This is a genomic window from Ruegeria sp. ABV3_008, assembly GCF_056161185.1.
The window spans coordinates 312,722-336,923 of sequence record NZ_JBSWYP010000003.1 but is presented as its reverse complement, the minus strand read 5'-3'; the positions used below and the strand labels follow the sequence as shown (position 1 = coordinate 336,923).

Genomic DNA, 24,202 nt, shown 5'->3' with positions numbered 1-24,202 from the left:
CGGTCAGTCTTTCCAAAGCGGACGAAGCGTCACGTAGTAGTGGTATTCGATTTGCTTGAAGATCAGCCCGCCGCGCGCGGGCACGTTCTGCCGGAAAACAAAGGCCATCGCGCAAACAAGGATGAGCGGGGCGAGTATTGCCACCAAGGGAACGTACCGCAAAACGGGCTCAGAGGCCGCTTTGGTCAACACTACAAATGTGAGCGAGACCCATAGGGCCAGCGTAAACCAATCATCACCGTGTGCGTTCCAGTCCGCCTGCGCGGGAAAAACAGCAAACGCAAATAATCCTGCAGAGACAACCGCGATACAGGCAACCAAAGCACGCCTAGCATGGCCGCCATAGTAGCCGTAAGTCAAAGCTGTAATCAGCAACCCAGAACACAGAATGAAGTCCACTCTGGGAACGAGCCCGACGACATATGCAAGAAGGATCAAGCCTATTGTTGAAGCTCGATAGGCTTCCGACTTGTCCCACCCGATCCCCACCGCACTGAGCGCGTTTTCTGCCCCACCAGAGCGGATCGAAATAGCCAGCAAAACGAAGGACAACGCAAGCAACCCTCCGAAGATGAACAGCGGTACAATTGCAGCCGAGTTGTACCAATCCGAACCACTTACACCTGCGCGGTTTTCACCCCAAAGGGGGATGTCCAACGTCTTCCAAAGAAAGAAGACGGACGCCGTTATAAGAACAATTGCGGCCCAAAAGTCACGAGTCCGCATGACCAGTGTTTCGTCAGGTTTGTCCATTGCCTGCCTCCTTAGGGAAAGGGCGCGATCCAGCGCGCCCTTTCAAAAGTGATCGGATTAGGGCTTCTCAATACCCAGCGAGGCCGGATCGACGGTCGCGGCGCCTAGATCTTGCAAGGTGTAGGCAAAGGTAGCTTCGAGGTTCGCAAACAGTTCTTGAGCCTCTTCGCCGTGCTGACCACCGACGTCGTAGTTGTTTGCCGCAGCCCATTCGGCGACGGTGTCGGAAGCAATAGCTTGCTCGAACGCATCGCCTAAGGCAGCCTTAACGTCATCCCCGGCCGAGCTGTGAACCGCAAACCCGATCGCCTGTTTGAGCGGCAAATACTGGTCGAGACCGTCATAGATGCCAAAGGCAGACGGCACGGTTGCCCCTGCGATCTGCGCGTCCTCGGGCGTCAACATAGCAAGCGGTTTAAGCTGACCGCCTTCGATCAACGGTGCCTGTTCAGCCAGTGAAGTCACAACCAACGCAACTTCACCCGCTATCGCTGCCTCCTGCCCGGGCGCGGAGCCTTTGTATGGCACAAACTTGAATTCTGCACCGGACCCTTTTTCGATCGCCAGAAGGTTCAAGTGGTGGATCGAACCTGCGCCGGAAGCCGCGGCGGGAATAGTGCCCGGAGCAGCTTTCGCGGCGTCGACCAGTTCTTCCAGAGTATTGTAAGGGCTGTCCGCCGGAACCGAGATCAGATCAGGTGATCCGCCAACAATGAATGGATACCAAAAGTCAAATTTCTTATCCCAACCACCCTGCACAGCAGCGGTGACATTCGATTCAGACAGACCAACCAGTGTGTAGCCATCGTCTGGTTGGTTCATGACGTAGACCATACCGTTGGAGCCTGCGACCCCACCTGTTTGATTGATCACATTGATCGAGACCGGAAGGTGTTTTTCCATCTCGGCCATGATCATACGGTTGATCGTGTCCGTACCGCCACCGGCCCCCCAGACCACAGCTGTGGTGATATCACGATAGGGGTAATCCTGCGCAGCAGCTGCGCCTGCAATACTGGTCGCCATCACAGCTGCGGCCGCCAACCGCCCTAGCATTAGTTTCATTTCCAAGTCCTCCCAAACAACTTCGCGTTTATTATTGCATTTATTTGCGTATACATTAAAGAATGCGTTGTCAACGGACTGTAGTGAAAGCTGCGATCGCGCTATGAATGCGAAACAGGAAGGAAGCGGGGCAAAATGAAAAAGACTTACGATATTGCAGTGTTCCACGGGGACGGGATTGGCCCAGAAATTATGGGCCCCACGCTTGAAATCCTGCGCCAGCTCTCGCTCAGCAATCCTGCCTACGACCTGGCGTTTACAGACGCGCCGGCAGGCGCAGGCCACTACGCCAAAACTGGAGAATCGTTTCCGGCTGGATCACTCGAGACTGCGCGCAATGCTGACGCGATTCTGCTGTCGGCAATGGGTTTGCCCGATGTTCGATACCCGGACGGAACCGAGATTTCACCGCAGATCGATCTGCGAAAGCAACTGGGACTTTTCGCTGGTGTACGACCGGTAAAGGTAAGCAGCGGACAAATGAGCCCATTGGCTCTGCCGCCCGGCAAAGAGATCGACTTTGTCTTGATACGCGAAAGCACAGAAGGGCTGTTCTTCACCCAAGGCGCTGGCGAAGTCACCGAACATGAAGCACGTGAGACCTTGCTGATCACGCGAGAAGTGTCCGAAAAGCTATTCCGGTTTGCGTTTGACATAGCCAAAAACCGGAAAATATCTGGGCGCGGGCCAGGACGGGTTACATGTGTCGACAAGGCCAATGTATTCCGCGCCTTTGCGTTTTTCAGATCAATGTTTGATGCGGAAGCCGCCCACCATCCCGAATTGCAGGCAGACCATGCCTATGTTGATGCTACCGCTCTGTGGATGGTTCAAAAACCTTGGGAATTTGATGTTTTGGTCACTGAGAACATGTTCGGAGACATCCTCTCTGACCTTGGTGCCGGGCTAATGGGTGGTCTTGGGCTGGCTCCCTCAGCGGATATCGGATTGAACCACGCTGTTTTTCAACCCTGCCATGGCTCCGCTCCGGACATTGCAGGACAGGGTGTTGCCAACCCTTTTGCGATGATCCTGTCCGCAGCAATGATGCTTGAATGGTTGGGGCTGACCCATGACAACCCAGCCCTATCCAAAGACGGCGAACGATTGCGTGAAGCTGTGGAAAAGGCGACTGCGAATGGACAGAACCTGACGCGTGACCTCGGTGGAACGGCCGGAACTCAAGATGCAGCCGCATCGGTATTGGAAGCATTGCGGGCATGAATACTCGACAAACCATCAGGGTCGCTTGTGTGGGCGCGGGATATTTCAGCAGGTTCCACTACGAAAGCTGGTCCCGAATGCCCGGAGCGGTTCCGATTGCATCCTGCAACCGTGATATCAACAAGGCGAAAGAAACAGGACTGGCCGCTTACGATGATCTGTCAAAAATGCTGGAGGCGGAAAAACCAGATCTTGTGGACATCATCCTTCCACCAGTGGCGCAGGCCGATGCCATCCGAACGGCACTGCGCACTGGCATCAAGTGGCTGATCTGCCAAAAACCTTTCTGCATGTCTTTGGATGAAGCGGAGAAGATCGTCATCGAGGCTGAAGCGGTAGGCGCAACTATTGTCGTGCATGAGAATTTTCGCTTTCAGCCCTGGTATCGTGCGATCAAGGTGGCAATGACCGAGGGTCGAATTGGCACACCTCTTCAAGCGACTTTCAGGCTTCGGCCAGGCGACGGACAGGGACCACGAGCCTACCTTGACCGGCAGCCGTACTTTCAGGAAATGCCGCGTTTCCTGGTGCATGAAACAGCGGTTCACTGGGTAGACACATTCCGATTTTTGTTCGATGCGCCCAGCGCAGTTTATGCGGACTTGCGCCAAGTTAACCCAGTTATCGCAGGCGAGGATGCAGGTTTCATCCTGTTTGATCACCCCAACGGTTTGAAAGCCCTGTTCGATGGCAACAGGTGCCTTGACCACAGTGCAGAAAACCTGCGTCAAACCATGGGTGAGGCTCTCATCGAAGGAACCGAAGGATCACTGGTTCTTTACGGCGACGGTTCAGTTGAACTCCGCGCTTTTGGAAAACAGGAGCGACAGCAGATTTTACCTCCGAGCGATCATGATGGGTTTGGAGGAGACTGCGTACACGCCTTGCAAAGTCACGTCGTTTCAGGCCTTGTAGAGGGCACGCCGCTGGAAAACACGGCCCGAGACTATTTGGACGTGATCCGCATCGAAGAGAACATCTATCTCTCGGCTGCGGAGGGACGAAAGATCAACCTGGAGACGCCGTGAAGGGTCAGGACGCAAAAACTCTTTCCAATACCCAACGCGCTGTTAGGGATTTGCGACAGATGATCCTGTCTGGCGAACTAGCAGCCGGAACTGACCATCTGGAATCGGAACTCGCCGAGACCCTTGGCATGTCCCGCACCCCGATTCGGGAAGCTGCGCTGATGTTGGAGAGTAAGGGCTTGCTTGAAATGCGGCCCCGTAGGGGCGTGCGGATACTGCCTGTTTCATCAGATGATATGCGTGAAATCTACGACATCCTGACGGAACTCGAGAGTCTCGCAGCACAGCGCGCTGCCGAAGCGGGTTATTCAGAAGATGAACTGGCGGTCCTTGCTGGATCAATTGCCAAGATGGACCAAGCCATCGAAGCTGAAGACCTTGAAGCCTGGGCCGAGGCTGACGAGTTGTTTCATCAGGAGCTCGTTCGGTTGGGCGGCAACAAACGGGTCGAAGCGATTGTCGCCATGATGAGCGACCAGGTGCGCCGCGCACGCGCAACGACGTTGTTCATCAGGCCCCTGCCCGTCAAATCCAACGAAGATCACCGGGTTGTTTTTCAAGCGATTAGTGAAGGTCGACCGGATGTTGCCCGTGAACGTCATCGAGAACACAGGCTGCAAGCACAGGCTATGCTTTGCGGGATACTCGAAAAGCATCGACTCAACAGCCTCTGATCTTCTCGTATCCGGTCGTTAATCAACTAAAACAACTGCTTTTTTGGCGACATAAAAGGCGCTCCGAGTACTTGTCGATAGCGGCAGTCCGCGGTTGCGTCCGACTGTTCTGCTTTCCTTTTTTCAAATCACTTAACCAATCACTGCATCGATTGGGGTTGAATTAGTACGATTTCGTATTATTTGGTTCGATATCGTACTATTGGAGACTCAAGATGCCAAATCGAAGACGTTTTCTTAAGATTCTAGGCGGAGGCACAATTCTGGCGGCAATGGGCGCGGTTGGGTTCCTCGCTACACGCACGCCGCATGACGCGCTGGCTCCGTGGACGCCAAAACCGTATGACGACCCACGCAAAGCCGCCTTGTCCTACGCAATTCTCGCCCCCAATCCACACAACTTGCAACCTTGGCTGGTCGAGTTGGTTGGGCAAGACACGGTACGTATCCACCGTGATCCTGATCGCGAACTTCCGGAAACCGATCCTTACCACCGCCAGCTCTATATTGGCCTCGGCGCATTTGTTGAGACACTGATCCTGGCGGCAGGTGCACATGGATTTGATGCCGAGGTCGAACTACTGCCAAATGGAGATGACGGACCTATCGCAGAAGCAGTGTTTGTTCATGGCGGAGCGCCCGATCCACTCTCAGATCAAATCCTCAACCGACATTCCAACAAGGAACCGTACACTGAACAGCGCCTCTCAGCCGATCAAGTGTTTGCGCTTAGCGACTATGCAACTTTGATTACTGATGAGGATCTGGTGGTCCGAGTTCGAAACCTCACGAAACGCGCTTTCGAAATCGAAATGCGAACACCCCAGACCCTAAAAGAATCCGTCGACCTCATGCGGATCGGGAAAGCAGAAATCAACGCCAATCCGGACGGGATTGAATTGCGCGATCCCATGCTGGAAACGCTGCGACTTACCGGCCTTTTAGACAATGAGACCCTTATGAATGTTGACCACCCAGGCACTCAGTCTCACATGCGAGGCTACTTCGCTATGCTAGACGCGACGCCGCAATACGCAGTCCTCACGACAGCTACAAATACGCGAAGCGATCAACTCGAAGCCGGACGTCAATTGATGCGTTTCTACCTGAAAACAACTGAAATGGGCTTAGGCGTTCATCCAATCAGTCAAGCCCTTCAGGAATATCCTGAGATGGCTGATGAATACGCTCTTGCGCATGAGCTTCTTGCGTCACCGGGCCACACGGTGCAAATGTTGCTGCGTTTGGGGTATGGACCCGAGCCAATTGCCACACCCCGCTGGCCTCTGGAGACACGAATTCTGAATGAAGCCTGAAGATGAGACCAACGAAGTCTACCGGTTCTTCACCGAGGTCGGGATCATCAACCAGCTGATCTCGACCAAGCTTGAAGCGTTCTTACCTGGCAGAATGACCGCTACCCAATTTGGCATATTGGGCCACCTGGTCCGGCGCCCCGAAGGGGAAACGCCACTACAGCTATCGAACGCGTTTCAAGTACCCAAGACGTCGATGACACACATGCTCTCCAGTCTTGAAAATCACACTCTGATTACCCTTGAAACCAACCCCAATGACAAGCGTTCGAAAATAGCCCGGTCCACGCCGCAAGGTGCGGAGTTTCTGAAAGCTTGTACGAAGCGGATGTCGGAATCCCTGGCTCCAGTTTTGTCCGAACTCGGGTCAGGTCCGTTTCAAAATTCGCTGCCGAATCTAACGCTCATACGCGAAGCTTTGGACAGCGAACGGGACTAGGCAAAAACCGGTTTTAGCCAGAATACAAAGCCAAATTCTCAGAACATCATACAGTCTCCGCCCGGGGGAAGCGGCGGTGATCCTTCAAGCAAGGTGGGCGTGTAATCAAATGTCACAATCGTCGCGCCGCCGTCGAATGCTACAAACAGTTGGTTAGATCCCGGCCTAATGGCGATGCCTTCCGGGTCAGTTCCGAATTCCAAAAGGCTTTGCTGGGCGAGCAATTGGCCATCTGCCGTGAACTCATACAGGCTGTTTGACCCTTCCCAGTCATCAACAATCAACATGTGACCGGTGCGTGGATCAATCGCGATGCCCTGCGCCTCGCTTAAGGGGGGAGAGAGCTTCATTGTATCCAACCTCGCCGCCAACGCACCCTCTGAAGTGAACCAGGACAACCTTTCCGGGTCATCTTCTACGGTCACGATCTGCCCCTTGGCGTTGATCGCGATCCCCTCGGTGTCTGCGAATCCGCCTTCCAGAGTGAAAGGCGCTCCGAGTGGCTCTCCATCTTTGGTGACACGTTGAAGACTGCCGAGACCATCGCCCAACAACAAGTGATCCCCTTCGATAGCAATTGCTTTGATACGGAAGAGATCGCTGGATATGCGGCGCAACTCATCGCCTTGCAATGTAACGAGAATGGCCTCGGGCCCCTCGTTCGCAATCCACAACCCACAAAACGTCGGATCGTAGTCAAGACTTGCGGGTTGATTGAGCTCATACCGCCCTGTTTCGCGAAGCTGCAATGCCGTGGCCGGGGTCGACACAGCAAAAAACAACAAGGCGGTGGTCCTCACAAACACTCAGGATGCTCCTAACTGAGTTAGAAAGGTGGGGCGGTGTCGTGACGGGTCAATACAAAGAACGATTGGTCTCCTTCCAACAGTGTCCACCACATTGCCTGGTCAAAAAGATGCAGAACACCAAGAATCGGCGCAAGGTTGCGTGAGTTTGAAATATCCATCGACGCAAACCAAGTCGAAGAACTGGAGTAGTTTCTTGCATCGCAGCGGGAGCGGAGGTCCCCTACCACGCAATAACTATAGACGAGTCTGTCGCGTCACCACTCTCGGTGCCAAGTGCTACTTGGCTTTGGTGCTACCAATTTCAGAATTCGATCTGATTTAACCAAATTCACAGACAATTTGGTGTCGAACCCCGAAACGCTTAAGCTTCGGCGATCAATGTGCCCCAACTGGAAAAGCCACCGTCTGTCTCGCAGATGATCGTCTCCATCCCGGTTACCGCATCGTTCCCAAAATAGCAGTCCGCAAACGCACCGGTGCCAACAAATGATAGGGTCAGGGCAACAAGGCCCAAAGCTGCAATCCTCTTCATGATACTCACTCCTTTAGATGAGCTTCATTTGGGAGTTGTCTTTTGCTGAATGTATTTTGCTTTGATTAAGTTTTTTTAACTGAAGACTGTCTGTGGAGTCGTCTCTTCGGAACGCAGCACGCTCTGAATGTTCGCTCAGAAAAGACAGGTTCAGCATCTAAAATGAAGAAACAGCGCATCCGCGTTCAGGCATCGGCACAACTCGATCTCAACCGGTGTCAAGTAGGCCTATCTGAATATCACAGCCCTTTCTTAAGAGGCCTTCAGTAGAAACCAATCTCACTGACATCTACGCGGGCCTCGTGATCGCGCCCGAAGGCTACAACTCCAATTGAAGTGATTTTATCAGCAACGGGAATAGCGCGTAATATGGTGCCAGAAGCCTTGAAACCTGACAGAGGCAAATAGACTTCGGCCCAGTCTTTAGAAGTTGCGAACGCGGCCTGATAGTATTGCCACGGAAGCACCGTGCCGCGTGTTCTGAGGTGAACGAAATATTGCTCACCGTTCCCCCGTACCAATAATCTGACGCCTGATACACCCTCATCTGGCCGATCAGACAACTTGCGCCGGAACTGGATGAAGCCGCCGTTGTTTTCCGTACTGACCGTTCCGGTCAGCCGCGCGAATGCAACATCACCTTCCGAACGAAACTGCACTTGTCCTGAGGAAACTCCTCCCATGACGGTGTCGGCAACGTAGTCCCAACGCGTCTCCGGAGACTTGGAAAAGTCTTCAGTCAGTTTTTCATCAGCCTGAGCCATTGTGCATCCAATGATAACAAGACCTGAAACAAGCCCAATGAAGTTGGCACGCATATCGATCCTTCTCAATTCAGTGCCGCAATGGAGAGGTTCAGCGCCGTGGCAAATGCGACCCACGCGAAATACGGCAGGAAGGCCAGTGCCGAAACCCGATCTGAATTCCAGACCCGAGCGATGAACATGACGATGACAGCCAACAACGCGACAATGACCGCAAGGGCAAACCACGGCAGTTGCAGGACGAAAAAGGTTGGGGACCACAAAAAGTTCAGACCCATCTGCGCCCACCACAGCTTCATGGCCGTCGAGCTTCGGTCTGTCTCGAACTGACGCCAACCCGCCATGGCGATCAAGACATAAAGCGCCGTCCAAACCGGTCCAAAAATCCAATTTGGTGGGTTGAAAGCCGGTTTAGAAAGCTGAGCATACCATTCGCCAGGTGCAGTCAGTGTCCCGATAAGGATGCCGCCTCCCACCATGAGCACAAGGAATGCTATGCGGATCAACCAGTTCGACATTGTGGGAGAGCTTTCAGCAGTCCTTGGTCGCCACGTTCACAAGTGCTTCGGAAGAGAAGGTCGCAGTACTGGTCTCATCCGCATCGGTAAATGACACCGTGGCGCCTTCGATCTCCGACCCCGCTACGGTGATTTCGCGTTGCCCGATTGTGTCATCTACATCAATGGTAAAGGCCAGTTTGTCCCCGGCTGCGAGGGAGGCGATCTCAAGTTCAATTGTATCTTGCCCATCCACGACCGCTGGGATTTGCCGCAGAGCGTCCGCACCCTCAACGAATTCGATAGGTTGGAAGACCTCTACACCCGCGCCTTTGTCGGTAACGTCGAAAATCAGGCGTCCCGCAGATTTCGACAAGTCGATTTTGAGGGTCGAGGCTTCTACTTCGCAAGCTCCGACATTTGTCAAAACAAAACGGTCCTTGGGTGCGCCTTCTATAAAGCGAATTTGTACACCAGCTTGAAGCGAAGTAGCTGAAAATAACCCAAGGGCCGCCGTAAGAATACTCTTCGAGAACATATTTATCTCCTAACTAAACGGTTCTTGATAGATACGCCTCGGCGGGTTTCCTGGATCAGACTTATACCCTTTGACTATCGTGGTTTAGCTGACAAGGGCTTTCGAAGTTCCATGCTCCGCAGTCAGAACAGCGAAGTCAAAACATGCCACTGTCATTCTCGCTGTTTGCTGGAACTTCCTGAAGAACGTCCCAGTGTTCGACAACCTTGCCATCTGCATCCAGGCGAAAAATATCGATCCCGGCGTACTCGAGACCATCGGGCCAGATTTGATGGCAATGCAGAACAACGTGATCGTTTTCAGCAAAGGCTCGTTTGATATCCACACGCTTTCCCGGGTATTCGGCGGCCATGCGCTCAAAATAGTCAACAAAGGCTTGCTTACCGTCACCAACATGTGGGTTGTGCTGCGTATAGGTTTCCCCAACAAAGGTTGCGATAGCCTCGGCAGGTCGACACGTGTTGAACATCATTTCGTAAAAAGCGATGACGTTTTTCTTGTTTGTTTCGAGGTCCGGCATGCTGATCTCCAAATCGACGTTTGTACCGCCCAAAATGTTGGTCCACGTAGTTCTTGGAAGCAACCCAATAAGGATCTCAATCATTAATCGGCAAGAGGTTACGCGCTTGATTTTGCGTTCCAACTATTTCGAGGGCTAGCCACTTACTCGTTTTCTTTGAAGTCTATATGAATATGATTTCCATCAGGATCGGCCACATGGATTTGGACCATTCGGGCGCCCGGGACGTCAGTTTTGCGGTACTTGATCTGACTCGAGTTCAGTTTTTCTTCGAACGCGCTCAACCCCGTGGCTGAGAGCGCAAAATGCTCGAGCTTGAGCTTCACTTCGGAACCGACATTTGGCGTTCCTTCGTGCCCCACAAGGTGAACCACGGCGTCATCACCCGCATACAACCAAGCTCCGGGAAACGGAAAATCAGGGCGGGCCCCAGGTTTCAAACCCAGGACCTCTTCATACCAAGTAACCATCTCAGGCAACCTGTTCGTCACGATATTCACATGATCCAGCCGCTCAATTCTCATCTAAAAACCCTCAAGCACAAGCTTCCCTTTGGCCTTGCCGCTTTCGAGGATAGCATGGGCTTTCATTAAGTTTGTAGCATTGATCCTACCGAGCGTATCAGTCGCTGTGGATCTGATCTTTCCATCATCTATCAACCCGGCGACCTGATTCAGGATTTCGCTTTGACGACTCATATCTCCAGTCCCAAAAAGCGACCGAGTGTACATGAACTCCCAATGCAATGAGATCGATTTGTGTTTGAGCGGCGCGATGTCGAAGGTCTCAGGATCATCGATCAACCCAAAGCGACCTTGGGGTGTCATCACTTGTCCAGCTTGGGACGCATAGAGCTGGGAATGGTTTGTCGAATAGATGAAATCCACGCTGTCGATACCAAGAGCCTCGAGTTGTGAGCCAAAAGGTTCTGAGTGGTTGATGACATGGTGCGCGCCTAGCTCTCGAACCCAGTCTTGTGTCTCGGGTCGGGACGCAGTGGCAATCACCGTCAAGTCAGTGAGAGCCCGTGCCAATTGAATGGTGATTGACCCGACACCGCCTGCGCCACCAATCACCAGCAACGTATTGGTCCCTCCGGAAACGGCATCTTGGACGCGCATGCGGTCGAACAGCATCTCAAAGGCAGTAATCGTCGTGAGCGGCATCGCCGCAGCCGCTTTCGCCGGTATGGACTTTGGCGCGGCTCCGACAATACGTTCATCCACCAGATGAAACTCGGCATTGGTTCCCGGTCGGTTGATCGCCCCGGCATACCAAATTGTATCGCCCGGACTGAAAGTCTCCACCGTTTCACCAACGGCTTCGACGATCCCTACTGCGTCCCACCCCAGAATAACAGGTGCTGGACCAACAGGAGCACGGTTTTGCCGAATTTTCGTATCGACCGGGTTCACTGACACGGCCTGCACCTTCACTAACAAGTCGCGCCCTTTGGGCGTCGGTTTGTCGGCCTCGAAGTCGATTAAGGCGTCCGCCCGATCAATCGACCCTGTCTCACGGTATCCCACGGCTTTCATAACGTGCTCCTATGTCCGGTTCTGTATCAACCGATGACTGTCATTTCATTCAACGTGAATTCTGCAACGGCGCCCTCTGTTGCTTCCAGATAAGCCGCAAGGTGCTGAGCACCCATGTGGGTTTGCCAAAGCTCTCGGCTTTCCCAATTTTCGTAGAACACGAAATGAGCCGGGTTGTCGTTGTCCTGGTGCAGGTCGTAGTTAATACAACCCTCTTCGGCACGGGTTATGTCGACGAGCTTGATCAGCTCACCCTTTACGAGGTCGATCTTGTCGGGGTTGGCTTTGATGTTGGCGAGGATTGTCAGCTTGGCCATTGGATTAGGTCCCTTGTTTTCCTGAGCGATGCGCCAGATTTACGCCGCAGTACTTTCGGGATAAACAGGTCAGGATCGAACATATAATCCGGAATTTCCGTTTAATGCTTTTAGATAATCTTCGTTTGTTTCTGACCATAGCTGAGAAAGGCAGTCTTGTGGCCGCGGCGCGCGAGACAGGGATGTCGAGCACGACAGTGTCCGAGCGGCTCGCGGCTCTGGAGGCACATTACGGTGTGGTTTTGTTCAACCGCACCACCCGTTCTATTAGCCTGACCGAAGAAGGACGAGTACTAGCCGATGGAGCAAGAAGCGTCCTCAGTGAGGTTGCGGAGCTGGATACACTTGTTCGGCACGGTGCTGAAACTCTGTCTGGTCCAATTCGCATAAGCGCGCCGATTGACTTGGGACGGAGCATTGTTTCCGAGGTTATCGCCGAATTCACCGAAGAGAACCCTGCTGTCTCAATCGAACTGTCCCTCTCAGACGGCTATGTCGATCTTGTCGGCCAGGGTTTCGACCTCGCCGTTCGCTTCGGCAACATCACAGACAGCTCGCTCAGGTTGCGAAATCTAGGAAGCTACCAACGTTTCGTATGTGCATCCCCAAGTTACCTGGCCTCATTCGGAACGCCTGAAAAACCAGAAGATCTACTAAACCACAACTGCTTGGTTATGAGGTTTGGCGACATGATAGACAACGTTTGGGCGTTTGGGTCAGGACCAAATGCCCAGCGAGTATCGGTAAAGGGAAATCGAATAGTCAATGATGGTTCACTGATCCGCGATTGGGCGATCGCAGGCCATGGGGTCGTCTTGAAGTCAGAGCTGGATGTCGGCGACGATGTTCGATCTGGCAGACTTGTTTCTGTCTTGCGCGACTTCCTCCCACCGCCGAAACCTTTGCAAATGATGTTTCCGCCGAGCCGAGCCCAACCACGTCGCATAACGGCCTTGGCCGAGCATTTGCGTCGCAAATTTGGTGTGAGTTGAGGCCATAGGGGAAGACACTAAACTGATAGCCGCTATGTTTGCTCAATGAATTTCAAAATCGCCTGTGCCAGCTCTGTACCAGCATCTTCTTGAATGAAATGCCCCGCTCTAGACAAAACAGTATGATTTTGACCAACTGCGCCGGGGATCGACTTTTGGAACAGTTTGTCTACACCTGCCATGACCCTGTCATCTTCTCCAAAAACAGTCAGAAACGGAGTGTTCAGGGTCTTGAGGGTTTCCCATGCGGCTCGGTTGGCTTCAGAAGCTGGATTATCAGGCGAGTCGGGCACCAACACGGGAAACTCGCGAGCGCCTGCCAGATAGCGCGCATCCGGGAACGGTGCGTTATAGGCTGCAACCTCTTCATCTGAAATCTTGGATGTCGTGCCACCGAATACGATGCGTCCCGAATTAAATTCAGGCACGGATTGCGAGTATTCCCGCCATGAAAGAAATGCATCGCCCAATGGGACGTCACCGGTGGGCAGAGCCGTGTTCGCCACAACCACACGAGAAAAACGCTCGGGCATACTCGCAACCAGCCGCAAGCCAATAAGTCCGCCCCAGTCCTGACACACCAATGTGATGCCCGTCAGGTCAACTTTCCGCAACCACTCGGACATCCAGTCTACATGACGTTGGTAAGTGTAATCGGATCGCTCAGTGGGCTTGTCCGACCGGCCAAACCCAATCAAATCAGGAGCCAGAACTCGATGGCCCGCATCTTTGAATAACGGAATCATGTGCCGATACAGGAAGCACCAGGTTGGCTCTCCGTGCATCAACAACACTGGCGGTGCCTGCGCCGGTCCCTCGTCCAAATAGTGCAGACGGAGAAGACCGCCCTCGGTATCATCCACATCAAGATAGTTCGGGCCAAAGTCGAAATCTGGCAATCCGTCAAACTGGTGGTCCGGTGTACGAAGGAACTTCATCGTGAACTCTCCAAAATTGCCGACGGTCTTGGTCCGACAACAGTGATGGATAAAACTAAAACGGTCCAGTTCCAGCGTATACCGACTTCAGGTTTGGTTGACTTCGACGCATTGCTTCGGTCCCTCGCGGCGGAGGTTCTTTTTTGCAGACGTCTTGAATCTAACGTTCCGACAAAAAAAATTTGGTCTCAAAAACCCTATATTGTGAGTTCATCTGTACGGATCGCCGAGAGGCGGCTCAGAAGAAAATCGCAAGTCCAGTAATTGAGACAACCAAGAAAAGCAGAGTCATGATACCGCCCGAGCGAACAAAGTCGACCACCCGGTAGCCTGCTGGGCCCATGATCAACGCGTTCACCTGGTGTGTTGGGATCAAAAATGAGTTGGACGTTGAAATTGCCACGGTGAGAGCAAATACAGCCGGGTTTCCACCCGCCGATACAGCAATAGAAACTGCTAGCGGCACCAGCAGAACAGTTGCACCTACGTTCGACATGACCAGCGTGAACGCCGTCGCCAAAACGGCTATTCCTGCTTGCAAAGACCAGATCGGCCACCCCTTCAAAAGGGCCAACACATGCGCTGCAATCCAATCCGCAGTGCCGGTGTTCTGAACCGCCTGCCCCAACGGGATCAGTGAAGCGAGTAGAAAAACTGTGCTCCAACTTATCGACTCGTAAGCCTCATCAATCGACAGCACCCGGCTCAAAACCATGCCAACAGCGCCAACTAACAGGCACAATGATAAACGAAGGTCAGAAAACAGAATTAAGCTCAACGCTATTAGGAAGAAGGCGAGCGCCCATCCGACCTTGTGTGGCCGCAACTCTTCCTGGGGAAAGTCCGAGGTGACAACGACGAAATCCCTGTCTGACTTCACTCGTGTCAGACGGTCCCACTGTACATGCACCACACACGTATCACCGGCCTGCAAAGGAACTTGCCCGATATGCGTGGCTGAATGATCCTCGGTCTCAACGTGGCTGAGTGTTTCTTCGCCACGCTGAATGGCCAACAAAGACAAACCATGCGTTTGGCGGAGACGTAAATCAATCGGAGTCTGGCCGATCACTGAAGAACCGGGAGGAATAACAACCTCGGCCACCCCCGATTGGGTCGCGGCGAAATCATCTGCAAAGACATCTAGTTGGGGTAGGATCTCTAATCCGTAAGGCTCAGCAAACTGGTGCTCAACCACCCGACGCAGGCCAAGCACGGCAAGCCGCGCCGGGGCTTCGATCTTGGTATCAGCCATCGGCGCGATGACCTTGTGGCCGCGATACGATGTGCCGAGAATGTACATATTATGGGCGACCATCAGATCCGCAAGTGTTTGCCCGATGATGATCGAGCCTTCAGGGACACGTATCTCAAACATATCGGCCCTAAGCCCGTATGTGTTTTCGACGTAAGCCTGCATGGACCGCGCCGAGCTTGCATCTTCTCCACGCTCCCGCTGCGCTGGGAGGACCCAGCGACCAAAGAGCACAAAGTAAAGCACCCCTGTCAGCACCAGCATCACACCGATAGGCGTGACTGAAAACAACCCAAATGTCTCCATTTGTTGGTCAGCTGGAAGGGATGAGTTTGCCGAAACAATCAGGTCATTCAGCAGGATAAGGGGCGACGACCCAACCAATGTGATCGTACCACCCAGAATCGCGCAAAACCCCATGGGCATTAGCAACCTACTCATCGGGATTTCCGTACGTGCCGAGATGCGGCTCACAACAGGCAGAAAAAGCGCAGCAGCTCCGACGTTCTGCATGAAGGAGCTGATGACACCAACCGTTGTTGATATAATTGGGATGATCCGGGCTTCTGTCGTGCCACCGTTCTTAAGGATCAAGGCCGCAACCTTTGACATAAGTCCGGTCTTATCAAGCCCAGCCCCTATTATCATAACTGCGATGATTGACATCACAGCGTTCGAGGAAAAGCCTTCAAATAGCCTGGAGACATCGGCAAGATTACCTAGCCCCGGTAGATAGCTCAGCGCGCCAAGCAGCACCATCACAAGAATTGCTGCGACGTCGATCCGTATAATCTCGGTAACAAAAAGTAAGACAGTAAAAGCCAGTAGACTCAGTACGGCTATCATTTCGTACGTCAGTGCTGGTAATTCCATATCGTACTCCCAACCTAACGTTACCTGATTAGCAGCAAATGCGAAGGACCAACTCTGCGCCGGAAGTAAGGCCAAAATCCATCAGGCCGGTTCAAGAAGCTCGTTTTTTTGGACATGGTATCTGCTGAAACATGGAATTCGCCAACTCAAAGAGACCCTGATGATAAACTCAAAAGCGTCTCTTAGTCACCGCAATCGGAGGGAAGCAGTCCATTCGCAGACTTGTGATGAATCCACGCGTCCATAATAGATATTGCCTTACTCGAGAAATGAGCGCGTCCAAACCGGCGCGCTCATTCTATTTGCTATTGCCTGTCACCAAGGATTTAAGAGTGAGGCCTCACTCTGCGGCAACCGCTTCCTCTCCCAGTTTCGGGTAGTCGGTGTATCCTTTTTCATTCCCGCCGTAGAGGGTGGATTCATCCAACTCATTCAGCGCGGCGTCTTTCTCCAGCCGACTGACAAGATCCGGGTTGGAAATGAACGGTCGGCCAAAGGCCACCAGGTCGACGGCTCCGATCTCAACCGCTTCAATCGCCATTTCGCGGTCATAAGCGTTGTTGCCCATTTTCGCACCGTCGAACAAATCATAGAGCGCCTTTAGATCGCCACCTTCAGGAATATCGCGCGGGCCGCCGGTCTGTCCTTCTACGAGATGGAGATAGGCCAACCCATAACTATTCAACAATTTGATCGCATACGAGAACGTCGCCTGTGGGTCACTGTCGGAAATGTTGTTGGCGTTCGAGAAGGGGCTGAGGCGGACACCGACATGGTTGGCGCCCCATACATCGACAACAGCGTCCATGACCTCTTTCAGGAACCGTGCTCTGTTCTCGACAGGACCACCATATTCGTCTTCACGCTTGTTGGAATCGTCCCGCAGAAACTGATCAATAAGATATCCGTTGGCTGCATGGACTTCGACACCGTCAAAACCAGCCTCCTTGGCGTTTTCCGCAGCTCTCCGATAGTCGTCAACAATGCCAGCAATTTCTCCGATGGCCAGAGCACGCGGCTCAGATGTTTCAACAAATTGCTCACCATCAAAGGTCTTGGCCTTAGCGCCAATCGCGGATGGCGCAACAGGGGCACCGCCATCCTGCTGCAAGCTGTTGTGCGAAATTCGGCCCACATGCCAAAGCTGGATCACAATCTTTCCACCCTCAGCATGGACGGCTTCAGTCACTTTTTTCCAGCCGTCGATCTGTGCTTCGGAATAAATGCCGGGCGTCCATGCGTAGCCTTTGCCTTGGGGCGAAATTTGCGAAGCTTCCGTGATGATCAGACCAGCACCCGCCCGTTGCGCGTAGTACTTGGCCTGCAATTCATGGACGCTGTCATCCTCGGCTCTTGCCCGGTTGCGGGTCAATGGCGCCATGACAACGCGGTTATTCAGTTCAATTGCGCCAGCTTTGATGCCGGAGAACAGTTTTTCGTCAGCCATTGCTGCTTCCTTCTTTGGTTTACTTCTATCAGACAGTTTTGGACTACTTGGTCCAAAACTAGGGCTGCGGTTACTTCATGTTTTTTGATTTCAAAACATGAAGTTAGGTGGAGCTAAGGTGATATCACCAACCGAGCTTGATTCAGAGTTTGCGATATCTGCTCCGCAGGAACACCCGCCTTGCGCAAAGCTAAAGTACCGATTGCAAGGGAGGCAAAGGCGCGCGCCTTGTCGAGCGCCTGTCCCGGATCCGAAGGCTCAAGCGCTTTCGCAATAATCTCGTCTATACTCTCCAAATGGTGCCGCCCAAGAGCCGCGACTTCCTCATCATGAGGAGCAAGCTCCGTAAGGCAGTTGATCAGCATGCAGCCATCACGACCGTCTTTCGGGTTCGCCAAAGCTTCCATTATTGCACCAACTGGGTCATCTCCGCCCGCGTCAGCGACCTCACGCAGAGTTTTCAAACCACGCCTGGAATAGTGGCTGAGGGCTTTGTGAAACAAAGCTCGCTTGCTGCCGAACGTTCCATAGAAGCTGGACCGGCTCAAACCCATGGCCTTGGTAAGATCATCCACAGATGCGGTCTCATATCCCTTGTGCCAAAAAACGCACAGGGCTTTTTCCAAAGCCTCGGCTTCATCAAAGCCACGAGGCCGACCCGGGCCTACAGGCGAATTGTTGTCGCAAACTATAAGAGTATCTTCGCTCATGCGCTAGATTTGGAATGGACGGTCCAGAAATTCAAGGGACCTGTCGAGGATTCTGGATTAATCAGTCCGAATTGTAGCCAACAACAGGATTTTTAGGTTTGTAGCAATACCGGACCCGCCCGTCGCGCTCGCTATATGGCTGATGTACGCCAAAACTGCCGACGGAGACCTATGCGTTCCGGAATTGATTGGCCACGAAATTGGACAAACCCAATCAAACATGACCGTAGTAGTCGCGAGAAACGACTGCTGAGTAGGCATGGTACAGCAAGGTCCCCCAATCGAAAATCGGCAGGCCAACCTCGCGCTGTGCTGCACGAGAAAACGGTTGCATCCCTGTGCATTCATAAACGATGGCGCCGACGTTTGGATAGCGTGCTACGAGTGCTTTGGTTGCCTCCACCATCTGGCGTTCTGCGGTCTCAAAGTTGCGAGAGGAGCGTCTGGACGTTTTTCCGGATCCCAGAGTTTGTCGAACTCGGTCACTCCCAGCTCGTCCTTGGCACCGCCAATGATAGGGTTGAAATTTGGATAAATTCCTACGGCCTCGAGGTGGCGATCTGTCGGGAAGCGGCGTTGAGCGCACAGGATTGCCACCTTCTTGGTGCTGCCTATAAGGGTCTGGGCAAATGGCACCTGTAGCAGGCTGGACGTGAACACCGGCACGCTAACGGCGTTGGCGACCTTCTGCTGGAAATAGGCAAAGGACCCACATTCCGCGACAATGGCGCGGCACCCGTACCTTTCCAACCACTTTGCGGATGCAATGATCGGCGCGCGAACTGGTGTCTTGTCCTGGTCCCAAACCAAGGTCTTGTTGCTGACGTCCGTGGCGATGTCATACTGGATCGGAAAGGGAAACGCGCTGGGGTTACGCACGTCACTGGGATATCCCGGATAGGCATCGTCCAGTAGCATGACGCCCAGACCTATTCCATAGCCCACATGGTTCTGGCGCACGTGGATATCTTTGATGCCGGGGTCACGGGGGGCAAAAAACATCTTGTTGGACCTTTTCCTGACAAGACGTTTAGGCGGGCCAACATACAGTCGACCCGCCCCAGTCTGATCAGCTGTTGCGTTTGAGGAAGTCGACCAGCAGGGCCGAGATCTTCTCAGGCTGGTCTTCCATCGAAAAGTGGCCGCAGTCCTCGAGCACATGCAGTTCCGAGCCGGGGATGGCGTCGTTCAGCTTGTGGGCCCACGCAACCACCTGCCAGGCGTCATCCGCGCCCCAGATTAATTGGACCGGACGCTCACCGAGCTCGGCATAGCGCGGTGCGACCTTATCGGTGTGCTTGGCGTCGTAGTGCATGACCTGATGCTGAAAGAAACTGCCCTGGCCTACGGGACCACAGATGAAATCGAGGTAGGTTTCCATCGAGGTTTCGGCGAGACGTTTCTTGTTCTGTACTGTCGAATAGAGCCATTCCCGGAAATGCTCACGGTGTTCTGCATCCGGCGCCTTGATCAGCTTTTCAAGACCCGCTTGCATCTGTTCAAGAGTGCGCTTCGAGGGCCAGCTGTCATAGCTCACCACGTCGATCATGGTCAGCGTGCGGACACGTTCAGGGGATTGGATGCAGAACCGCTGGGCGACACCACCGCCGATGTCATGGGCGATGACATGCAGATCATCCAGCCCCCAGACATCGAGCAGCCCTTCAAGGATCGGAACCTGCCCGGTGACCGAGGTGTCGATGTTAGGGTCGCGCGGACGTTCCGACAGACCATACCCGAGCAAGTCGAACACATGCACCTTGTGTCCGGCCTCGACAAGCGAAGGCAGAATGTTGCGCCAGATCCAGGACGAGGACGGAGTGCCATGGATGAGGACCACAGGTTCGCCTTCACCATGAACGCCGTGGGCGATGCGGTTTCCGTTTATCACACAGTGTTGGTCCACAAGTTGGATCATGATTTTTCTCCTGCTTTGGTGGGCTGGTCGGGCAGCTATTCGGGATGATTTCAAGGAAAGGGAGCGCAGGACCGGTCAGACGCTCCAGGCAAAGATGCCGTAGGCGCCGGCGGCGATGTAGAAGCCCTGCATCGTTGTCCAGCCCCACATCCGCTTGCGCACCGCAAGGGTGAAAAGAAGGAGCGCCGACAACAGGAAAAACACGAAGGAAAGTACCTCGTATCCAGTGTTGGAGGCGATGAGCAGGGAATAGGCGATGGACAAAAAGGCTCCACCCCACTCAAGAGATTTGTTTGCATCGGTTGTCATGTTTCAATCCGTTTTATGACTTTCCCCGATTGTAGTTTCAGGGTAATCAATCTACCAAATGAATGATTGTCATGAATCAATAAAATATTCGAATGAGGACATGCCATGGCTGAACGGCTGGAAATAGATGGCCTACGGGCGCTTCTGGCAATCTCGTCTCATGGGGGCGTCACCCGCGCGGCAGAACATCTTGCGCTGTCGCAACCGGCTGTCAGCCACAAGATCAGGCGGCTGGAAAAGGCGCTGGATTGCGATCTTCTGGCGCGCCGTGCAGGCGGGCCGCTGTTCACTGAAGCGGGTGAGCGGTTGCTGGGATATGCACAGCGCATGATGGATCTGCATGACGAAGCGCTGGCGGCGTTGGGCAAGAAACCACTCAAGGGCACGATCCAACTGGGCATGACCGAAGACACAACGGGTGGCGACGTGGCTCGTATTTTAGGTCGCTTCACCCGACTGCACCCGGAAACCCAAGTGCGCACACGGATCAGCCAGAGCCTGACCCTCGCAGGCTGGTTGGAGGCCGGTGAAATCGACGTGGCAGTCATGCAGGTCTTCAGCCGCGATGTGCTCCCTGACGATCTGGTTCTCTTTGAAGACCAGTTGCATTGGATCAAATCGCATGACCTTCCATTGGACCTGTCGGTCCCGGTGCCGTTTCTCGCCTTTGACAGCAACTGTTTCTACAAACACTATGCCAGTGCCGAAGGGGCGCGGGGCGGGCAGCGGTTTGAAACGGTCTTCGAATGCCCTAGTGCGGCGGGTATCCTATCGTCCGTGCGCTCGGGGTTGGGGGTTGCGCTGATGAACGGGCTGCACCTATCGCCTGACCTCGAAGTCGTCGAAGACGTGTTCCCCGAGCCACCTTCCATCGCTTATGTCGCGCGAACTCGCCCCAAGAACCGGAATGATGCAGTCAAGGCTCTCATCCAGGAAATCTCCAGACAGGTCAGAAATGCAATTCCCCTACGCGTTGCTTGATGAACCAGCCTTGGCATCTATCGAAGCACATGCAGCCTAAATTCTCGATGAAATCGGGATGGAGTTGCAGGGCGATCCCGGCAGCCTTGACGCCATGGCGTCGGTCGGTGCGCGGATTGACGGGGAGCGCGTGCGTATCGACGCAGACCGTCTACGCGATCTGATTGCAAACGCGCCGGCATCCTTCATCTGGCAAGGTAAAACCGAAGCGGCTTCGGTCACGGTCGGAGGCGACCGCCCGGTAGTCGTCCCCTTCTATGGCCCGCCGAATGTCCGGCACGCGGACGACACCATCCGCCAGGGCACGCTCGAGGACTACCGCGAACTCGTGCGCCTGTGCGATGCTTCACCGGCAATCGACAGCACCGGCTTTCAGCTTTGCATCGCCCACGACGCGGACGCGCTTGTGCCCTACAAGGATCTCGCCCGCGCCCATCTGGAGCTTTCGGACAAGCCGATGATGGGCACCGTCCTGTCCGAAGACGCCCTGTGCGAGGTGGCCAGCGCGGCTGGGATCAAGGATACGGACGAAGACTGTCGGTTGCTTCATCTGATCAATCTAACGCCCCCTTTGGTCTTTCAGGCCAATCCTTTGAGCTGCCTGCGTGCATCGGCTGAATTGGGTCAGGCCAGCCTTGTTGCCTCTTACATAATGATGGGCGCCACGGCGCCGGTGACCGTTTCCGGGGCGCTGGCTCAGGGGCTTGCGGAAATCATGGTTGGGCTGGTTTTGACGCAAGTCTATCGCCCCGTGGCTCCGGTGGTCGGCGGGATCTTCGCAACCCCGTTTTCGATGCAGATCATGGGTCCGATCTTTGGAACACCAGAATCTCACTTGGCCCAATTGGCCAGTTGCCAGTTGGTGCGCCGACTTGGGGTCCCCTGCCGTGGCGACGTTTTGGTCACGTCGTCCAAGATCAATGACGCTCAGGCCGGATATGAAGGCGACAGCGCCTTCGGAGCATCTTTGAGCGGACGAGCCGACCTGATCCTGCACGCAGCGGGTTGGCTGGATTTTGGGCGAACCGTCGGTGTTGAGAAGTTCGCTTCTGATGAGGCGATCCTGAAGGCGCAGCTCTCAAATCTCCAAAGCTGCCATTCATCAGGATGTTTCCAAACCATGGCTGTAGGCCATTAGTTAAACTTTGCAAAACCTGGTGTCCGCGCGTCACAGACCTTCGCGAGAATCCAAGCAAAAGGCCTCATGGAACCCAAAGTTCATCAGGGAGACCCTTTGCGGGATTGAGCAACACAAAGGGCCACAACCGCAACGACTTCGCCAAAAACTGATTGAATTCATCGCAATGGCAGACAACCGCGCAGCGCAAAGGCTATGGGCAAACTACGCAGACATATGGGTGCGCATAACTTTGCACGATTTGCCCAACGCGTTGCATGAATGGTCATAGCGCATGGATGTCGAACGGATCGGAGAAACCTTTGATCCTAGTGCCGACAAATGTCTCCAGTACATTAACCGTTTCCAACAGATCACAGGTTTCTTGATCAACCAGAATTCGACTTCCAGTTTTCTGCGTTTCTGCTTCCAGGCGAGCAGCAAGGTTTACCGTCGATCCAATACAAGTATACGTCGCCCTGTTGTCTGTGCCGGCATAACCAGCGACGACTTCTCCAGTCGCTATTCCGATACCGATTTTTAGGTCACTTTTCCCTTCTGAGCGCCGTTCGAGATTTAATATCTCAATCATGTTATGCATTTCATGCCCGGCCGCCACTGCGCTTTGCGCGGAGTTGGACAGCGACTGCGGAACTCCGAACAGAGCCATCAAACCGTCTCCCAACATCAGGCTGACAATCCCGCCATTGCTGGTAACAGCCTCGAACATCAGCGTGTAGAAAGTGTTGAGCAGGTCGATTGTTTCCTCGGGAGCGAGATCTTCCGATAGGGTAGTGAAGCCGCGAATGTCACAGAAAAGGACCGAAGCGTTGGCACGTTTGCCTCCTATCGCAAAACCGGATTCTTGCAGGTCTTGTGCAACCTCCGTTGTTGCAAAGCGCTCTAGCAGTCTTTTTTGTTCGTCCCTGAGCCTTTTCTTTTCAAGGCCGCTGGAGACGCGTGCACTGAGGAGTGTCTTATTGACTGGTTTTGGCAGGTAGTCTTCAGCGCCCAATTCAATGCACCGCACGACATTGTCCAGACCCTCAACAGATGACGTCACAATTACCGGCAGATCGCGCAGGTCGGTGTCGGATTTGACGGCCTCCAGAACCTGAAAGCCATCCATTTCCGGCATTTCGATATCCAGTAGAAGCAAGTCAAACGGCTGGTTAGACAGCATCTCCATAGCAACCCGGCCGTTTTCCGCGACCGATGCTTGGTGACCCAATAGCTCTACGCTGCGCGACAAAAGCAAGCGGTTCACCTTGTTGTCGTCGACGATGAGCAAATGTCCGGGAGCTTCAGTCATCAATCAGGCTCCGTAACGCGGCGGCGGCAGTGGTGAGGGCTGTCTCAAGCGCCGTCGCATCTTTTAGGTCTCCAGCCTCGGGCAATTCTCCGAGTTCGACTTTCCTGGCCAGTTCGACAAGAGCCGTCGCACCAAATGTGTTGGCGTTTGACTTGATAGAATGCGCAGCACGCCGGTAACGGTCGGCATCAGCCGCAGCCGCAGCCGCTTTCAATTCGACTATCATACTGGGCGCTTCATCGAGAAAGGTGTTCACAAGCTCAGCAGCAAAGTCTTCGCCTGTGGCGTCTTTTAGCTCCATGAAGATTTCATGGTCTATTGGGCTGTCTGTCATGG

At 53.8% G+C, this 24,202-nt stretch carries 28 protein-coding genes; 8 read left to right on the top strand and 20 right to left on the bottom strand.

The features are described 5' to 3' along the window. Positions 1 to 3: 3 nt before the first annotated feature. Positions 4 to 753, bottom strand: coding sequence for a hypothetical protein (locus tag ACXAH8_RS08240; protein WP_475217475.1), 750 nt, complete (start codon positions 751 to 753; stop codon positions 4 to 6). Between the two features lie 57 nt (positions 754 to 810). Continuing rightward, complete coding sequence (locus ACXAH8_RS08235; RefSeq protein WP_170380087.1) at positions 811 to 1,818, bottom strand: tripartite tricarboxylate transporter substrate binding protein; 1,008 nt, start codon at positions 1,816 to 1,818, stop codon at positions 811 to 813. Between the two features lie 135 nt (positions 1,819 to 1,953). Here ACXAH8_RS08235 and ACXAH8_RS08230 point away from each other — a divergent pair, with 135 nt between their 5' ends. The 5 genes from ACXAH8_RS08230 to ACXAH8_RS08210 all read left to right on the top strand — a co-directional run bounded on the left by ACXAH8_RS08230 (position 1,954) and on the right by ACXAH8_RS08210 (position 6,499). Beyond that, the gene (locus ACXAH8_RS08230; RefSeq protein WP_475217473.1) at positions 1,954 to 3,042 is read left to right on the top strand and encodes an isocitrate/isopropylmalate dehydrogenase family protein; all 1,089 of its coding nucleotides are present in this window, start codon (positions 1,954 to 1,956) and stop codon (positions 3,040 to 3,042) included. Beyond that, on the top strand, positions 3,039 to 4,070 hold the full coding sequence (locus ACXAH8_RS08225; protein WP_475217471.1) for a Gfo/Idh/MocA family protein: 1,032 nt from the start codon (positions 3,039 to 3,041) through the stop codon (positions 4,068 to 4,070). Before ACXAH8_RS08230 ends, ACXAH8_RS08225 begins: the two co-directional genes overlap by 4 nt. Then, on the top strand, positions 4,067 to 4,744 hold the full coding sequence (locus ACXAH8_RS08220) for a GntR family transcriptional regulator (RefSeq protein WP_475217469.1): 678 nt from the start codon (positions 4,067 to 4,069) through the stop codon (positions 4,742 to 4,744). Before ACXAH8_RS08225 ends, ACXAH8_RS08220 begins: the two co-directional genes overlap by 4 nt. 215 nt (positions 4,745 to 4,959) lie before the next feature. After that, positions 4,960 to 6,060, top strand: coding sequence for an Acg family FMN-binding oxidoreductase (locus tag ACXAH8_RS08215; protein WP_475217467.1), 1,101 nt, complete (start codon positions 4,960 to 4,962; stop codon positions 6,058 to 6,060). Next, positions 6,050 to 6,499 carry a MarR family winged helix-turn-helix transcriptional regulator gene (locus tag ACXAH8_RS08210; RefSeq protein ID WP_475217466.1) on the top strand — a complete coding sequence of 150 codons (450 nt, stop codon included), beginning with the start codon at positions 6,050 to 6,052 and terminating at the stop codon, positions 6,497 to 6,499. Before ACXAH8_RS08215 ends, ACXAH8_RS08210 begins: the two co-directional genes overlap by 11 nt. A 38-nt stretch (positions 6,500 to 6,537) precedes the next feature. Here the strand turns inward: ACXAH8_RS08210 and ACXAH8_RS08205 are convergent, their stop codons facing one another. The 9 genes from ACXAH8_RS08205 to ACXAH8_RS08165 form a co-directional block, all read right to left on the bottom strand. After that, entirely contained in the window at positions 6,538 to 7,305 is a 768-nt protein-coding gene (locus tag ACXAH8_RS08205; protein ID WP_475217464.1) for a hypothetical protein, read from the bottom strand. Between the two features lie 364 nt (positions 7,306 to 7,669). Beyond that, entirely contained in the window at positions 7,670 to 7,840 is a 171-nt protein-coding gene (locus ACXAH8_RS08200; RefSeq protein ID WP_170380082.1) for a hypothetical protein, read from the bottom strand. A gap of 263 nt (positions 7,841 to 8,103) precedes the next feature. Continuing rightward, positions 8,104 to 8,658, bottom strand: a complete 555-nt coding sequence (locus ACXAH8_RS08195; protein ID WP_475217463.1) for a CIA30 family protein — start codon at positions 8,656 to 8,658, stop codon at positions 8,104 to 8,106. 11 nt (positions 8,659 to 8,669) lie between these two features. Next, positions 8,670 to 9,122 carry a TspO/MBR family protein gene (locus ACXAH8_RS08190; protein WP_475217461.1) on the bottom strand — a complete coding sequence of 151 codons (453 nt, stop codon included), beginning with the start codon at positions 9,120 to 9,122 and terminating at the stop codon, positions 8,670 to 8,672. Positions 9,123 to 9,135: 13 nt separating this feature from the next. Continuing rightward, complete coding sequence (locus ACXAH8_RS08185) at positions 9,136 to 9,639, bottom strand: aggregation factor core (protein ID WP_475217460.1); 504 nt, start codon at positions 9,637 to 9,639, stop codon at positions 9,136 to 9,138. 136 nt (positions 9,640 to 9,775) lie between these two features. Continuing rightward, positions 9,776 to 10,282 carry a nuclear transport factor 2 family protein gene (locus ACXAH8_RS08180; protein WP_475217458.1) on the bottom strand — a complete coding sequence of 169 codons (507 nt, stop codon included), beginning with the start codon at positions 10,280 to 10,282 and terminating at the stop codon, positions 9,776 to 9,778. 20 nt (positions 10,283 to 10,302) lie between these two features. Continuing rightward, entirely contained in the window at positions 10,303 to 10,683 is a 381-nt protein-coding gene (locus ACXAH8_RS08175; protein WP_475217457.1) for a VOC family protein, read from the bottom strand. Beyond that, a complete protein-coding gene (locus ACXAH8_RS08170; RefSeq protein WP_475217455.1) occupies positions 10,684 to 11,697 on the bottom strand; it encodes a zinc-binding alcohol dehydrogenase family protein in 1,014 nt (337 codons plus the stop codon). A 26-nt stretch (positions 11,698 to 11,723) separates the two neighbouring features. Continuing rightward, positions 11,724 to 12,014: a putative quinol monooxygenase gene (locus ACXAH8_RS08165; protein WP_475217452.1), complete on the bottom strand. Its 291-nt coding sequence runs from the start codon at positions 12,012 to 12,014 to the stop codon at positions 11,724 to 11,726. Between the two features lie 104 nt (positions 12,015 to 12,118). Between ACXAH8_RS08165 and ACXAH8_RS08160 the strand changes: the two genes are divergently transcribed. After that, positions 12,119 to 13,006, top strand: a complete 888-nt coding sequence (locus ACXAH8_RS08160) for a LysR family transcriptional regulator (RefSeq protein ID WP_475217450.1) — start codon at positions 12,119 to 12,121, stop codon at positions 13,004 to 13,006. 32 nt (positions 13,007 to 13,038) lie between these two features. On the opposite strand, the gene ACXAH8_RS08155 is transcribed toward ACXAH8_RS08160, so the two are convergent. From ACXAH8_RS08155 to ACXAH8_RS08125, 7 genes are all read right to left on the bottom strand, one after another. Continuing rightward, positions 13,039 to 13,944 (bottom strand): haloalkane dehalogenase, encoded by a 906-nt coding sequence (locus ACXAH8_RS08155; protein ID WP_475217448.1) that lies wholly within the window; start codon positions 13,942 to 13,944, stop codon positions 13,039 to 13,041. 238 nt (positions 13,945 to 14,182) lie between these two features. Beyond that, a complete protein-coding gene (locus ACXAH8_RS08150) occupies positions 14,183 to 16,072 on the bottom strand; it encodes an SLC13 family permease (protein WP_475217447.1) in 1,890 nt (629 codons plus the stop codon). Positions 16,073 to 16,412: 340 nt separating this feature from the next. After that, positions 16,413 to 17,519 (bottom strand): alkene reductase, encoded by a 1,107-nt coding sequence (locus ACXAH8_RS08145; protein WP_475217445.1) that lies wholly within the window; start codon positions 17,517 to 17,519, stop codon positions 16,413 to 16,415. A gap of 113 nt (positions 17,520 to 17,632) precedes the next feature. Continuing rightward, a complete protein-coding gene (locus ACXAH8_RS08140; RefSeq protein ID WP_475217444.1) occupies positions 17,633 to 18,229 on the bottom strand; it encodes a TetR/AcrR family transcriptional regulator in 597 nt (198 codons plus the stop codon). Between the two features lie 378 nt (positions 18,230 to 18,607). Next, positions 18,608 to 19,231 carry an aspartate/glutamate racemase family protein gene (locus tag ACXAH8_RS08135; protein WP_475217443.1) on the bottom strand — a complete coding sequence of 208 codons (624 nt, stop codon included), beginning with the start codon at positions 19,229 to 19,231 and terminating at the stop codon, positions 18,608 to 18,610. A gap of 67 nt (positions 19,232 to 19,298) precedes the next feature. Beyond that, positions 19,299 to 20,147 carry an alpha/beta fold hydrolase gene (locus tag ACXAH8_RS08130; RefSeq protein WP_475217441.1) on the bottom strand — a complete coding sequence of 283 codons (849 nt, stop codon included), beginning with the start codon at positions 20,145 to 20,147 and terminating at the stop codon, positions 19,299 to 19,301. A 75-nt stretch (positions 20,148 to 20,222) separates the two neighbouring features. Continuing rightward, positions 20,223 to 20,456, bottom strand: coding sequence for a hypothetical protein (locus ACXAH8_RS08125; protein ID WP_170380068.1), 234 nt, complete (start codon positions 20,454 to 20,456; stop codon positions 20,223 to 20,225). A 105-nt stretch (positions 20,457 to 20,561) separates the two neighbouring features. Between ACXAH8_RS08125 and ACXAH8_RS08120 the strand changes: the two genes are divergently transcribed. Together ACXAH8_RS08120 and ACXAH8_RS08115 are read left to right on the top strand one after the other, a co-directional pair. Next, the gene (locus ACXAH8_RS08120; protein ID WP_475217439.1) at positions 20,562 to 21,437 is read left to right on the top strand and encodes a LysR family transcriptional regulator; all 876 of its coding nucleotides are present in this window, start codon (positions 20,562 to 20,564) and stop codon (positions 21,435 to 21,437) included. A 40-nt stretch (positions 21,438 to 21,477) separates the two neighbouring features. Then, on the top strand, positions 21,478 to 22,575 hold the full coding sequence (locus tag ACXAH8_RS08115) for a trimethylamine methyltransferase family protein (protein ID WP_475217573.1): 1,098 nt from the start codon (positions 21,478 to 21,480) through the stop codon (positions 22,573 to 22,575). Between the two features lie 265 nt (positions 22,576 to 22,840). On the opposite strand, the gene ACXAH8_RS08110 is transcribed toward ACXAH8_RS08115, so the two are convergent. Both ACXAH8_RS08110 and ACXAH8_RS08105 read right to left on the bottom strand, forming a co-directional pair. After that, the gene (locus ACXAH8_RS08110; RefSeq protein WP_475217437.1) at positions 22,841 to 23,866 is read right to left on the bottom strand and encodes an adenylate/guanylate cyclase domain-containing protein; all 1,026 of its coding nucleotides are present in this window, start codon (positions 23,864 to 23,866) and stop codon (positions 22,841 to 22,843) included. After that, the gene (locus ACXAH8_RS08105; RefSeq protein ID WP_475217435.1) at positions 23,859 to 24,200 is read right to left on the bottom strand and encodes an Hpt domain-containing protein; all 342 of its coding nucleotides are present in this window, start codon (positions 24,198 to 24,200) and stop codon (positions 23,859 to 23,861) included. Before ACXAH8_RS08105 ends, ACXAH8_RS08110 begins: the two co-directional genes overlap by 8 nt. Between the last annotated feature and the right edge of the window lie 2 nt (positions 24,201 to 24,202).